At 57.6% G+C, this 14,222-nt stretch carries 13 protein-coding genes; 2 read left to right on the top strand and 11 right to left on the bottom strand.

All coding sequences use genetic code 11. From position 1 onward, the window contains the following. Positions 1-50: 50 nt before the first annotated feature. The gene (locus tag LAC81_RS29390) at positions 51-524 is read right to left on the bottom strand and encodes a RidA family protein (RefSeq protein WP_223728198.1); all 474 of its coding nucleotides are present in this window, start codon (positions 522-524) and stop codon (positions 51-53) included. Positions 525-984: 460 nt separating this feature from the next. Between LAC81_RS29390 and LAC81_RS29385 the strand changes: the two genes are divergently transcribed. Next, on the top strand, positions 985-1,773 hold the full coding sequence (locus LAC81_RS29385; RefSeq protein ID WP_223728197.1) for an SDR family NAD(P)-dependent oxidoreductase: 789 nt from the start codon (positions 985-987) through the stop codon (positions 1,771-1,773). 9 nt (positions 1,774-1,782) lie between these two features. Further along, positions 1,783-2,673 (top strand): 3-keto-5-aminohexanoate cleavage protein, encoded by an 891-nt coding sequence (locus LAC81_RS29380; RefSeq protein WP_223728196.1) that lies wholly within the window; start codon positions 1,783-1,785, stop codon positions 2,671-2,673. A 153-nt stretch (positions 2,674-2,826) separates the two neighbouring features. On the opposite strand, the gene LAC81_RS29375 is transcribed toward LAC81_RS29380, so the two are convergent. The 10 genes from LAC81_RS29375 to LAC81_RS29330 form a co-directional block, all read right to left on the bottom strand. After that, positions 2,827-3,738: an alpha/beta hydrolase gene (locus tag LAC81_RS29375; RefSeq protein ID WP_223728195.1), complete on the bottom strand. Its 912-nt coding sequence runs from the start codon at positions 3,736-3,738 to the stop codon at positions 2,827-2,829. Between the two features lie 42 nt (positions 3,739-3,780). After that, positions 3,781-4,413 (bottom strand): isochorismatase family protein, encoded by a 633-nt coding sequence (locus LAC81_RS29370; RefSeq protein WP_223728194.1) that lies wholly within the window; start codon positions 4,411-4,413, stop codon positions 3,781-3,783. A gap of 48 nt (positions 4,414-4,461) precedes the next feature. Beyond that, on the bottom strand, positions 4,462-5,076 hold the full coding sequence (locus LAC81_RS29365; protein WP_223728193.1) for a YceI family protein: 615 nt from the start codon (positions 5,074-5,076) through the stop codon (positions 4,462-4,464). Positions 5,077-5,582: 506 nt separating this feature from the next. Further along, positions 5,583-6,551, bottom strand: coding sequence for a LysR family transcriptional regulator (locus LAC81_RS29360; RefSeq protein ID WP_223728192.1), 969 nt, complete (start codon positions 6,549-6,551; stop codon positions 5,583-5,585). Between the two features lie 451 nt (positions 6,552-7,002). Continuing rightward, the gene (locus LAC81_RS29355) at positions 7,003-7,167 is read right to left on the bottom strand and encodes a hypothetical protein (protein WP_223730442.1); all 165 of its coding nucleotides are present in this window, start codon (positions 7,165-7,167) and stop codon (positions 7,003-7,005) included. Between the two features lie 261 nt (positions 7,168-7,428). Further along, positions 7,429-9,093, bottom strand: a complete 1,665-nt coding sequence (locus LAC81_RS29350) for an ABC transporter ATP-binding protein (RefSeq protein ID WP_223728191.1) — start codon at positions 9,091-9,093, stop codon at positions 7,429-7,431. 10 nt (positions 9,094-9,103) lie between these two features. After that, complete coding sequence (locus LAC81_RS29345) at positions 9,104-9,952, bottom strand: ABC transporter permease (protein WP_223728190.1); 849 nt, start codon at positions 9,950-9,952, stop codon at positions 9,104-9,106. Positions 9,953-9,987: 35 nt separating this feature from the next. Next, positions 9,988-10,929 carry an ABC transporter permease gene (locus tag LAC81_RS29340; protein ID WP_223728189.1) on the bottom strand — a complete coding sequence of 314 codons (942 nt, stop codon included), beginning with the start codon at positions 10,927-10,929 and terminating at the stop codon, positions 9,988-9,990. 94 nt (positions 10,930-11,023) lie between these two features. Continuing rightward, entirely contained in the window at positions 11,024-12,664 is a 1,641-nt protein-coding gene (locus LAC81_RS29335; RefSeq protein ID WP_328717453.1) for an ABC transporter substrate-binding protein, read from the bottom strand. Between the two features lie 73 nt (positions 12,665-12,737). Next, positions 12,738-14,189 (bottom strand): amidase, encoded by a 1,452-nt coding sequence (locus LAC81_RS29330; protein ID WP_223728188.1) that lies wholly within the window; start codon positions 14,187-14,189, stop codon positions 12,738-12,740. Between the last annotated feature and the right edge of the window lie 33 nt (positions 14,190-14,222).

Below are 14,222 nucleotides of genomic sequence, written 5' to 3'. Positions count from 1 at the left end.
AACCGTCGTCGCAAGGCTTCGGCCGGACAGCTCCAGGCCGTCCAAGGCTGTCAAGCGGCGTGCTTCGCGCTCTTCGGGAAGACCGCGATCATGTCGAGTTCAACGCGCGCTCCCTGCGTCGAGAGCTGATTGATGCAGATCGTCGTACTGGCAGGCCGCCAGTCACCAAAGTACTCCTTGAGCACCTCAACCATGCCGTCCTGATCGCGCATGTCTGTAAGGTACTTCGTCACCTTTACGATATCGGTCCACGTCAGTCCTTGGTCGTCGAGAATCGACCTGACGGTTTCCATCGCCAACCGCGTTTGATCGCGAATATCCACGGGGTGATTGTGCTCGGTCAGCACATGCGGGTGCTGATGGTAAAGCGGAGACGGCGTAGCGCCCGAGATAAAGAGCAATTCGCCAAGACTATCCACCCGTATAGCTGGTGCATACGGCATATCAAAATGCCGTTCCGGCACTGTCTGGACCTCGATGAGATCCGGATTCGTGGGTGATGGCCGAAATCCATTTCGCTTCACGTCAGACCCCTTTTATTTTGACATCGATCCTCAAACGACATGTTTGGGCCGAATTTTGACGATCATCAACTCAAATCCTGTTGACGTTGTCAATGTTTAAGGGGGTGCATTTTTGTGGTTTCTTCGTCCGGCATATGCGGACATCCTACTATATTGCCTTTTTTAGTGCACCGGATATAAAGGTGCCTTATCATTCGACAAGGAGAGGATGGCGAATGATATCGACATCGAGAAAAGGCACCGGCCAGGCTTCAAATGTATGCCTCGGAGGTTCTTATCGCCTGCGACAGGCACCCGTCAGTGACCTCGCGATCGCGGGCGCTATGCCCGCCTTTCACAAGCTGAGGAGCAGCCATCCTCTCCGGTGCACGATACCGATTGGAACCGCGTTGGTCGTGGAGTTTCCGGAAGCGAACCTGCAAAGCCGACGGCCGAATAGAGACCAAGGAGGAGCGCGATTTTGAATATCGAAACTCGGACTTTGCAAGGACGTGTCCGCAAGGATCTCGATGGAAAGATTGTTCTCATTCTCGGTGGGGCGGGGGCGATCGGATCTTCCACGGCGCGTCTTTTCGCAGCGGCTGGTGCGTTCGTAATCTTCACCCATCTTGGATCCCAATGTGAGACTGAACTGGCCTGCGACCTCCTATCGGAACTCGGACCTTCCAGGTCTCGCGCTTTTGTAGCTGATGTTACCGACACAGCCTCTCTCTTGAAGCTGCGGGACCACATTGAAAGCAAGTACGGCCGGTTGGACGTATTGGTCAACGCGGCCGGCTACACGGTTCCGATAGCGCACGCCAATCTCGATGGACTTACAGATGAAATCATCGACCGGATGTTCGCCGTCAACTGGCGCGGCCAGTTTGCGGCAATCCGAACGTTCGTCGGACTATTGGAGTCATCCGCGGACGGCCTGATCGTGTCGCTGTCATCGATCGCTGCATTCACCGGTGTCGGCTCTTCGATCGCGTATTGCGCGGCGAAGGCGGGAATCGACGTGATGACGAAGTGCTTGGCGCGCGCACTGGCGCCAACTGTGCGAGTCCTTGCCGTTTCACCCGGCGTAGTGGACACGCACTTTGTTCCTGGACGCGGTAGCGACTTCAATGAAAGAGCCGCGCTGACCACGCCACTTGGCCGAATCGCGACCGCCAAAGATATCGCGATGGCGATTCTCGCCTGTGCGACAATGCTGACTTACTCCACTGGGCATACGATCCAAGTGGATGGTGGGCGATCGCTATAGGGGGACCGTATGCGGACGCCACGCCAGAGGGTCTACATCACCTGCGCGGTCACGGGAAATCTCACCCTGCCTTCGCGATCACCGCACCTTCCCATTACTCCACGGCAAATCGCGGAGTCGAGTTTGGCTGCGGCGGACGCCGGTGCGGCAATCGTGCACATCCATGTACGCGAGCCTATATCTGGTGCACCCTCCATGAACATCGACTACTATCGAGAAGTCGTCGACACTATCCGGGATAGGAATGAGAAGCTCGTCATCAATTTGACGACCGGACCGGGCGGACGGTTCGTGCCGTCAGCAGAAGATCCGAAAGTGGGTGGACCCGGGACAACGTTGCTGGCGCCGGATAAACGCGTCAAGCATATAGCGTTGCTGAGGCCCGACATATGCACTCTCGATCTGAATACAATGAATTTCGCAGGTGAGGTCGTTATTAATACGCCGGACAACTTGCGACAAATGGCCACCATTATTCGGCTAGCTGGGGCGAAGCCCGAATTGGAGCTATTCGATTCCGGCGACATCGCACTCATGCACGATCTCATCGCCGATGGCACCCTCGATACACCACCGCTGATCAGTCTTGTTCTCGGGGTAAAGTATGGTTTTCAGGCTACCCCAGAGACCGTCACCTATGCACGAAATCTTCTTCCCCCGGACGCTGAATTTACTGCATTCGGCATTGGCAAAAGCGCTTTACAGACCGTGGCGCTCTCATATCTCAGCGGCGGCCATGTGCGGGTGGGATTAGAGGACTCCATCTACCTCAAAAAGGGTGTATTGGCGCCCTCGAACGCAAGCCTTGTCGAAAAAGCCCGGCGGATCGTCGATGATCTGGGCGGGGAGATCGCGACCGCCAATGAAGCGCGCAAAATAATTGGCCTACCCGTCCGTTAATATCGCGGGAGTGTTCCAATCTGCCATCCCTGATCGCAACGTCTTCGAATCCCTCTTGAGCGGACCACCACGTGGAATTCGGCTCAGGGTTCTTTAGCGGGCATAAGGGCGGGCCGGCCACCGCAAAATCGAGTCAGCCAGTAATCGGTCTACCTAGGACTTGAGGAAAGCCGAGATGTCTCGGACCAGATCCGACTCCGGGTCGGCTAGATCAAGCATGATCGAGAAATGATCCCGCGCATTGCGCAGGCTTAGGTCGCCGTGCAGGCCCGCTTGCTGCCATCGCAGCAGGAAATCATCGCTTTGCCGGATAAACTCACTGGTTTCTGCGTCGCCATAGGCGATCCTGAGTTGCGGCGCCTCGGCAGGAAGATCGCGAAGCATTGGGCTCAGGTCGAAGATCTCGCGCGTGCTGAGCTGTAATGCGGGGCCAATGAAAGTGTAGGGCAGAGGGCGCAGATCGTAGAGCCCACTCATGGCATAAGCGCCTTTCACGAGGTCCGCGGGCAGACCATATTCACGCGTCCAGTCCGTAAGCGCAGCCATGACGGTGAGGTGCGCACCCGCCGAATGGCCGATAACATAGATACGATCTCGGTCGCCGCCGACCTTGTCTGCATTGTGCCAACTCCAGGCGATCGCTGCGCGAACTTGCCGCACGATCTCCCAGATCGGCACTTTCGGAGCGAGCGAGTAGTTCACGACGTTGACGGCAGCGTGCCGATGCAGGCCTCGCGCAACAAAATCATAGTCGCGTCCCTGTGAAAGGCGCCAATAGCCGCCGTGCACGAAGATCACGATGGGTGGCCGACCGCTCATCGGAGCGGCTGGGAAGAGATCAAGCCGTTCATCGATACCGAGGCCGAATGGCACATCGGGCTTGTACTCAAGCTCCGACCGCGTCCTGAGGTTGGCTTGCTCGAACTGATCCAGATAGCCTTGGAAGTCCGGCACAGCCGCCTCAACGTCGTATACGGCGTCAAGGTCGGCCTGCGTTGAAAAGTCCCGGTAAAGCATCTGATATCCTTTCTTGTCCGGCAGCGAGAACGGGTTGGCGGATGTCAACGGGCCGGAATCTGCCGCCCCGTTGACATGTCGCCATCGCCTTCAGTGGTTGGAGAGCGCCCATTTACCGTAGCGCACCTGGACGTCGCCGAAGACCGAATGCGGTTGCAGCAACTCCATGACGCCCTGATAGGTCTCGTGGCGAGCCCAGTCCTGCTGAAGTTCATACACGAAGTGCTGAGCCGTCAGCGGCGTCGCGCCCTGCTGGATCATGCGCTCAATGGAGCGCTCGTGAACCTGAAGCGATGTGTCACCGCAGGCGTCCGCCACGAAGCCGACTTCGTAGCCGCGCCAGATGCCTTCAAGCGCGTTGAAAGCGGTGCAAGCCCCGGTCCAGAGGCCCGCAATGATCAGGCGCTTCCGGCCTGTAGCCTCCACCGCCTTGACAAAATCCTCGTTCAGCCAAGCATTGATCGAGGTGCGATCGATGATCTTGGCGTCCGGGAAAACCCCGGCAAGTTCGGGCATGAAGGGCCCCGCGAAGGAATCCGCGGTGATCGTCGTGAGAATGGTCGGCATGCCGAATAGCTTGGCACCCTTAGCAATGATCGCGGCGCTATTGAGAACGGACGAAGGATCGTCGCTGCGGATGCCCATCAACATCTGGGGCTGGAAATCGATCAGCAGCAGCGCACTATTGTCGGCCGTGATAAAGCTATCAAAAGGTTTCCTCATAATCTTCTCCTTCATTTGTTGTCGGGGGGACGGGAACGGGGTTCGGATTTATTCCGCCGAGAAGGCCGCGTTGATCCTGAGCTTGACCTTGTCGGAGACGGCCGGGACGAGAAAGCCGAGGTCGAATTCACTCCGAAGAATCGTCGTCGTTGCGGCGAACCCAAAATTGAGCTTGTCGCTCAACGGATTCTGACCGACGCCAACGAAAGCAGCGTCAAGTGCGACCGACCGGGTGATGCCCTTGATCGTGAGATCGCCGGTGATCGTTGCACGATCAGTGCCACTGGGTTTGACCGAAGTCGATACAAAGCGGGCAACCGGGAAATTCTCCGCGTCAAACAGGTCGGCGGACCGCAGATGATTAGCGAATGCGCAGGTCGTCACGGAAAGGTCTTTGATTGCGAAGGAAACCTCGACGAGGCTTTCCGTTGGGTGGTTGGGGTCAATCACAATCTGACCGTCAGAGGCTCCGAATATGCCTTCGAGCAACGAAAAGCCCATATGGTTGACCGTCCAGGCGACCAGCGTATGAGCGGGATCGATTTTGTAGGTGCCTGCCGACAAACGCGAGGCATCTACCGCTCCCGGCTGCCCCTGTTCAGTCGCAAGCGAAGTCTGATATACGTCCAGATCCGCGAACGGCATAGATTGGACGTTGTACATGGCTTGCTTCTCCATGACGCATAATCGAACGACAACGCTGCACACTCGGCCCCGAAAGGTCCTGGTTTGCGACTGATCGTAGTTTCAATAGCTTGGCGCTATTTTCGGCATCGGCGATCCAGCTTCCTCATCAGATCCCTTCTTGGATATCCTGTCTGCTTGCCCTTGCAGATTCTGTATTTCTGACGAAACGACTCCGCAAAAATGCGGAGACGAGTGCGACCCCGCACTCCAATTGCCTTTGGCCAGCCCGACGCCGGCAATGGCATTGAGTTGGAAATCCGCCTACCGTTGCCATACTGATTCGATCCAGCCCAGAAGATGAACGACAGCACGAAATAGGTATGGCTGCCGAAGCGGTGCCTGCGCCGGAAGTCTTCGGAATGCCGTGATTGGACATCGCGATCACCACCCGACGCAGCGCTTCGGGAAGCAAAGGCCACGCAGCGCACAGCCGGCAGAAATTTCAGGTGTCGCTGTAGAAAACAGTGGGGGCTTGTTTAACGCTAGCCATAGTCTCGTTTGGCAGCGGGGTTATAAACACCAGGAGTCCCAACTCCTTCAATGAAGTCGCGACGTTTAATTACCGCTTGGGCACAGTGCGTCATGAAGGCGTATACTCGACCGGATTTGCGGATATCGGGATGTGTCAGAATCCAGAGTTCGTCGTAAACTTGCGCCTGAACCGCGCTCACTCGAACAAGGCTCGGCACTAGATCGCCATGCATGCAGGGCAAAAAACCTATGCCGCCTCCTGCGCACAAGGCCGATGCAACTCCCAGAACGGAGTCGGCGCGATAAATAATATTCTGCGCCGCCACCCTCTCTTCGACGAACGAGAAGGCTCGCAACCCCTTCAAGCCCGAGCCATATGATATCCACTGTTGCTCGTACAGGTCTTCGAGACGCGGCTGGCGCCCTAGGAAATCGTCACGGCGGCCATATATGGCCCATGCCACCTTGGCGATCTTCCTACCGTAAAGATTCTCGGGCGGCGCGAGCGTCGCCCGGAACGCAATGTCGGACTCGCCTCGCGCCAGATTCAGCGGAGCATTCCCGACGAGCACTTCGACCCGAATGTCTGGATGGATGCGTTGGAAATCCACAATGATTGGAGTCAGGAAATCATACAGGAGCGCATCGCTGGTTGCTATTCTGAGCTCTCCAGCGAGGCGCTCTGCACTGCCAGCAACGCGCCGAGCGACATTTATAATATCCTGCTCAACACGTGCACTCAGCGCGAGGATTTCGGTTCCGGCGGTTGTTGGCTTGCATCCAGTACGAAGCCGATCAAACAACGCAACCCCGAGAATTTCTTCAACGATCGCAAGGCGGCGTGCAACAGTCGAGTGATTGAGCGAAAGCGCAGTCGCAGCACTGCTCAGCCCGCCATGATCGCCGATTGCCTTTATAATACGCAGATCTTCCCACGGCAGCGCCGAAGCAGGATCCTTCACCCTGGCTTTTCGATTCATAGGCGAAACATCACAATCAACCGCCGACCAATTTCATCCTACCGCCACCATGTCGAAGGATCGCCCTTCCTAGATAGGCAGGCCGGCTCTTGTTTTCCAGACCGTATTGCGCCGTGGACCAGTGCGTGCGAGCGAGCACTTCCAGAGGCGTGTGGCCGACAACGGCGCCACCCGCTCGATGAAACGCTCGGGCAATGTCTGGGACAATGCCGCGGCGGTGGCGAAAACTTCCGATCACTCTGCAGGGGTTCGCGGACAGGGCGTCTCGCGATGCCACCCTTCTCCTCGGTTACCACCTCAAGACGTTGGGTTCGGAACGTCGGGTTACGTCCTCGGTATGGCCAGACGACGATGGAGAGCGCTATGCCATGTGAGGCTTGGCGAGGCGCAACCGGTGCTTTCCCCCAAGCTACCCGCCTTCACCGGAGCGTCGAGGAAGTGGCGGCGGGATTCACTCGGCGTGGGCGCCGTTTTGCCGGAAGCTCGCGAAGACAAACGCGGCGTCGAATGCAGAATAGGCGAAGGACGACAACATCCCGTCCTTGCTCGAATCATCCGAATCCTCGAGGGCCTGCTTCTTCTTCGTGAAGTCCAACTTGTCGCTGACGACCGACACGCCAAGTTTCCGAGCGAGCCTCACGATCTGCGCGCCAGCTTGCGGGTCGAATCCTTGGACTGATCCGCTGTCCTGCCGTAGGTCACGCATGGGAAGGTTAAGGACTCGACCGGATTCCCGGACGCGTCAACAAGGGTCGCCGTAAGCACGGTTATCGCACGCTGGCGGTTACTCGTCTGGACGGCATCGTCCGGCTTAATCGGCACGCGCCAGCCGCTTTTGCCCGGCTGGCGCGCGCAACATCAAGCATCCATTCACGGTTCAACGGACGTCAGCCGCTGCGAGCTCGCGGAAATTCGCGAAATCCCAACCGCGCCCGGGCGCGGCTTCAATGAGCGCTCGGGTATATGGGTGGCTTGGACTGGACAAAACGTCGGATGCCGCACCATGCTCGACGATGCGTCCACGCTGCATCACGACCACCTCGTCGCAGATTTGCGCGGCCACGCGCAGATCGTGTGTAATGAAAAGGATCGCGATCCCCAACTGGGCCTGCAGCTCATCGAGCAAGTTCAGCACCTGGGCCTGGACTGACACGTCAAGCGCAGATACCGCCTCGTCCGCGACCAGCACATCAGGTCGCATGGCGACCGCGCGGGCGATCGCGATACGCTGACGCTGACCACCGGAGAACTGGTGCGGGTATCGGCCGATCGCATCTGCCGGGAGCCCTACGAGATCAAGCAGCTTACGGGCGTGCGCCAATGCGTCTTCGCGACATATCCCGAAGTTGAGCGGTCCCTCGATGATGCTTTCGCCGACCGTCCAGCGCGGATTAAGCGAGCGGTACGGGTCTTGGAACACCATCTGGATGCTCCTGCGGTGCGGCTGCAACTGACGACGCGACAGCTTGGCAATCTCCTTCGAAGCTACCCGTATCTCACCTCCCGTCGGATCGATAAGACGCATGATGCAGCGCGCCACCGTGGACTTGCCCGAGCCGCTCTCACCGACGATGCCGAGCGTTCGACCGCGCCGAATTTCGAAGTTGACACCGGTCGCGGCAATCGTTGGCGGTTTGCGAACTCCGGCGAGCGGGTAGGTCTTTTCTAGACTTTTTACGCTGAGAACGTGTTCCCTAGGCGCATCCTGCCGTGGGACCCGAGGTTGAAGGCTTGGCACCGCCTGCAGCAACTTTCGCGAATATTCGTCCTTTGGAGTCCGCAACAAAGTTCCGACGGCTGCATGTTCGACGACCGCGCCTCGTTTCATCACATAGACTGAATCGGCAATGTCAGCCACGACGCCCATATCGTGCGTAATGAACAGCACGGCGGTTCCATGCTTCTCCTGCATTTCTGCGATCAGACTCAAGATCTGCTTTTGCGTCGTGACGTCGAGCGCGGTTGTCGGCTCGTCCGCGATCAACAGCTGTGGCTCAAGGATCAAAGCCATAGCGATCATGATCCTCTGACGCTGCCCGCCCGAGAGTTGATGGGGAAATGAATTGTAGATCCGTTCGACATCGGGCAGGTGCACTTGATCCATCATATCAAGGACATGACGCCGCCTTTCGTGCGGAGTAAGGTCGCCGTGCATTTCCAGCACCTCCTCGACCTGCGCACCGACTCGGAGGACTGGGTTGAGAGCAGTCATCGGCTCCTGGAAAATCATCGAGACTTTGCGGGCGCGCAAGTCGCGCATGGCCTTTGCGTCGAGCGCAAGCAAGTTCCGGCCCTTGAGCAGGATCTCGCCGCCTTTCACCGCCAAAGCGTTCTTAGGCAAAAGCCCCATGATGGCGAGAGACGTGACCGACTTCCCCGATCCACTTTCTCCGACGAGACAAACGGTCTCGCCGTGCCGGATTGTCAACGATACACGATCTAGAACGGGCTGAGCGCCAACGCCGGTACCGGACAGGCTTATAGTGAGATCCTTGACTTCGAGTGCCACAGGAGCCGCTTGAAAATTTCTGTTCCTGAACATTGGGCGTCCCTCACGCTTCACGCTGCTTCAAACGGGGATCGAGCATGTCCCGTGCCGCATCGCCGAGGAGATTGATCGAGAGAATGCATAGCGAAAGCATCAGGCCGGGCCAGAAGATCAGTGACGGCTTGAGTTGGAAGTAAAGTCGCCCGTCAGCCATGATGTTTCCCCAGGTTGGAATTTCAGCACTGACACCGGCCCCGAGAAACGAGAGGACACTCTCGGCCAAAATGGCCGCGGCGCAGATATAGGTCCCCTGGACAATCAAGGGCGCGAAGGTGTTCGGCATCAGATGACGGAACAGAATTTTCGACAGCCCCGATCCGACGGCTATCGCCGCCTCAACGTAAGGCTCTTCCCTAGCGGAGAGCACTACCGAACGCACCAAGCGCACTACCCTTGGGATCTCAGGGACCGTGATGGCGCAAATGACAGACCAAAGACTTGGGCCGTTGAGGGCCACGAGCGCAATTGCAAGCAGGATTGACGGTATTGCCATCAGCGCGTCCATGATCCGCATGATGATTGCATCGGCCAGCCGGAAGAATCCTGCGACAAGGCCAATAAGGAGCCCCAACGCTACGCTCACGACAGCTGCACCGATGCCCACGAGCAACGACACCCGACCACCAGCCATCACGCGTGAGAACACGTCTCGCCCAAATGCGTCCGTACCGAGGATGTAAGCCGCGCTTGGCCCCTTCAGCCGCTCGACTGCATTCATAGCGATGGGATCGTGGGGAACGTAGAGTGGCGCCGCAATTGTAGCGGCAACGATAACGATGAGGACGATTGCGGCGATGGAAGGCGCCAAGCCTCCACGCAAATGCTTGCGGAGCGATACCAGGTTCAAAGCCATTCGCGCACTCGACTCGGGATTTAGATGCGTAGTCATCAGTAGCGGATCCTTGGATCGAAGAGCGAGTAGGAAAGGTCAATCAGCAAATTGATCACGACGTAGATACCGCTGGTCAGAAGGATCATGGCCTGGATGACCGGATAGTCGCGAGCAAGCACGGCATCCACCGTCAGGCGACCAATGCCGGGAATGTTGAACACGCTCTCGGTGACCACCACCCCGGAGATCAGCAGCGCAAAACCGGTGCCCACGATGGTTAGAATGGGCACTGCGGCGTTTCGCAGCGCGTGCCTGAATAAAACCAATCTCTCTGGAATGCCCTTGGCGCGAGCGGTGCGGATATAGTCCTCGCCAAGCACGTCCAACATGCTTGCTCTCGTCATACGAGCGATAAGCGCGATGTAGATCGTGCCTAGCGTCAGCGCCGGTAGCAGGGCGCGCTGAAGAAAGCCTACCAGGCTCTGTGAAGGCGGCATGTAGCCTTGAACAGGCAACCATCTGAGATCAATCGCGAACAGCTTTATGAGAACATAACCAACGACGAAAACGGGAATCGAAAAGCCGAGAACAGAAAAGCTCATGATCGCCCGGTCGATCCAACTGCGGTGGCGCCATGCTGCCACTACCCCGATGGGAACGGCGACCACGATCGCGAGGGCGATTGTCAGAAGTGCGAGATTGAGCGTCGGCCAGATCCGCTGTCCTATCAGCGTCACCACCGGAGTGTTCGAGATCACAGAAGTCCCGAGGTCACCGTGCAACAGGCTTTTTGACCACGTCAGAAACTGAGTATGAATAGGATCCGCGAGGCCGAGCGATTGACGAATGCGCTCGAGTTGCTCGGGCGTGGCTGCGTCGCCAGCTATAATCGCCGCGGGGTCGCCGGGCGTTAATCGCAATAGTAGGAAGACTAGAACTGTTACTGTTAGCATGACGGGGATCACCGCCATTGTGCGTCGAATAAGATATCCGAACATAGACGTTCCTTCCCAAGGCTTTCGCCTTGCGCAAGCTTTTCAAGGGTAGAGCGGGCGAACCTTGAAGTTCCCCCGCTCTAGGAAGCCTGGCGGCTTAGTCTGTCTTGCGAATTCCCCAGAAAACCGGAACAGCCGACGCGTTCATTTCGATAAGCTTGCTCGAACGCGCCTGAACTTCTGAAAATTGGCCGAGGGGGATGTAGATCACCTCGTCAAGCGTGTGGATCTGAACCTGCTTCGCGATGTTTTTTCTGTCTTCTGCAGTCTTCGCTTCCGCGAATGCCGCGCGCAACTGTTCAAGCTTGGGGTCGTCGGGCCAACCAAACCAAGCTTTGTCGCCGCGACCGTTGAGCATGGGGCTCACCAGCGGCGATCCGACCTCCGGAAGGATGAAGTTTGTAATGAACATGTTCCACCCGCCCTCTGCAGGCTTCCCCATGTTGGCGCGGCGGGTGACGAGCGTCTGCCAATCCATCGATTGCATGTCGACGTTGAAGCCGACATTGCGCAGGGCCTGAGCAGCCACGATCGGCTGAGGCGCAGCGGAGAGGTTATCGGTTGGCTGCAACAAGACCACCGGTGTACCGTCATAGCCCGCTTTCTTCAGAAGCTCCTTGGCGCCTTCAATATCTCCCTTGCCTGTCAACGATTCCGAGCCGGTTTCGTCTGCGAGCGGCATGCCACATCCCAGGACGGCACCACACGTCGTATAGTATTTTGGATCGCCCATCAGCGCGACTTGTATGTCGGTCTGGTTCAGCGCCTTGAGTGCAGCGCGTCGGATATCGATGTTGTCGAAAGGGGGATATTTGAAGTTGAGCCGCCCCAGAGTCTGAAAAACCAAACCCTTTCTCTGTTCAAGCACTATATCCGGATTGCTCTCCAGGAGAGGCAGGAGATCGGCCTTCACGGTTTCGATATAGTCGATCTCGCCGGTCAAAAGAGAGTTAATCGCTGTCTGTGCGTCTGGCATGCTCAGCCATTTGACCCGCTTGACGTGCACGGCCTTCCCACCAGCCAATCCATCGGGTTTCTCGCTGCGCGGAACATAGCCGTCGAACTTCTCATAGGTCACACTAACGCCGGGCTGAAACTCGCTTGCGACAAACTTGAAAGGACCAGAGCCGACGTATTCCGTGATGGGCCGGTCGGCAGGGGTATCCGCAATTCTCTCCGGCATGATGAAGGCTGGAACACTGGATTGCTTGCTGACGATTTCAAGCAGGGAGGGGAAAGGCTTCTTCAGCTTCCAAGTGATGGTCCTGTCATCCGTAGCTTCGAGGGTTTCCGTCGCGTCGAAGAGAAGCTGGCCGCCGCCGTCACGCTTGCCCCAGCGCCTGAGCGAAGCCACCGCGTCCTTGGCTTTCACTGGCTGGTTGTCGTGAAAAAGAAGGCCATCGCGCAGCGTAAACACGTAAACGAGACCATCTTCCGAAACCGTCCAATCCGCCATCTCGGGCTGTGGATTGAGGTTCGAGTCCTGGGCGACCAGTACGTCGTAGATCATGTAGCCATGGTCACGCGTGATGTGCGCCGTATTCGTGATCGGATCGAGGACGCGCAAGTTTGAATGCATCACGACAGTGACTGTGTCGTTATCGGCGAGCACAGGACTGGAGACGCCAAGTGCGAGGCCCAATGCCATCGCCCCAGCCAAAAGTTGCCCGGTTAAGCGGGAAAACCTGCCGCTCTTGGTACGTTCGTCGGCTACGGTCGTTTTTTTATGAAGTTGCATTTCACATTCCCCTTTCTTTCTGGATGACGTTCGAAGGCGTAGTCGCGTTTAGTTCAGTCCATGTTCTCCAAAGTCAGAAGCTTCGCGGATCGATTGGTTTCAACGGCCCACCCACCGAAATCTCGATTGCCCGGGCGACCTGCAGCAACCTGGCTTCTCCGCGTGGTCGTCCGATCAATTGCATGCCGACGGGCATGCCGCCTTCGCTGAAGCCGATCGGAATGGAGATTGCAGGCAACCCAGTCGTCGTTGCCAAGAAAGCGAAGCGGAGCCACTGGATGTAGTCGGTAAGCGGCGTTCCGTTGATCGCGGTAGGATATTCCTCTTCGACGGGACCAGGTTGCATTCCTACCGTCGGACAGGCGAGGACATCGTAGCTCTGCAGGAACTGCTGCATGTTGTGGAAGAGAACAGTTCGCCTGATCTGCGCGTCGTACACGTCGTCGATCTTGAGTTTGCGTCCGACCTCAATGTTCTCGACAACCGTCTGCTTGAAGTGCTTTTGGACCTCGGCGGGCGCCCTTCCTGGCCCTGCCGCCCACACCATTGCTCTTAGCGTTACATAGGTCGGCTCAAGATCCGGAAGCTGTGGGCAGGCCTCGTCGACGGCTGCACCTGCCTTTTCGACAAGGCCCAACGCATGTCGCAGCACTGCGTCAACTTCTGGCGTGACATGCGCGAACCCGTTCAGGTTCGGGCTGTAGGCGATACGCACTTTCTCCGAGGCACGGTACACGGCCTGCATGAATGGTGTGCGCGGAGCCTCAAGCGACAACGGCGACCTTGGTTCGAAGCCACTCATTGCGTCGAGGAAGAGCGCACAATCGGTGACGCTCCGAGCCATTGGGCCCGGCACAATTTCCGTGTTGAACGCGAATTTCTCATCGCTTTCAGCGACCCGGCCAATGGAGGGACGCAGTCCAACAACCCCACAGTAGGCGGCAGGCGTGCGCAAAGAGCCTGCGAGGTCTCCACCCTGACTAAGCCAAACCTCCCCGGTTGCCAGTGAAACCGCCGCGCCCCCGGAAGAGCCGCCTGCATTCTTGCGCGTGTCCCACGGGTTGCGGGTCATCCCGAAAACTTCATTGAAGGTATTGCCACCCGCCCCAAACTCGGGCGTGTTGGTCTTTCCAACGACGATGCCACCGTTATTTTCGAGACGTTCGACGAGAGCGCTGCTTTGCTCCGGAACAAAGCTCGCCAGCCCTTTGTTGCCAAAAGTGGTGCGCACCCCCGCAACCGGCGTTAGATCCTTGATACCTATTGGCAGCCCGCCGAGCCATCCAGGCAGACTTACGTTTTTGACCCCCTTGACCGCGAGGCTGGACACACTGCTGCGAGCGCGTTCTTCGCAGCGGGTGACTATCGCGTTGACTGAAGGTTCCACCGCGTCGATGCGGGAGAACGCGGCATCAAGAACCTCGCTGGGCGAGACTTCGCCAAGATGAAGCAATTTGACGACTTGGTGCGCTTCAAGAGCGCAAAGTTCCGGCCCAGTGAACTGGGTGCGGGGAGCTGATTTCATATGCGATCACTCGAGAAAGAGTTTCTAAGCTTA

Source organism: Ensifer adhaerens (assembly GCF_020035535.1).
Lineage (GTDB): Bacteria > Pseudomonadota > Alphaproteobacteria > Rhizobiales > Rhizobiaceae > Ensifer.
Note: the sequence above shows the minus strand (reverse complement) of the source record. Positions and strands in the feature narration are given on the sequence as shown.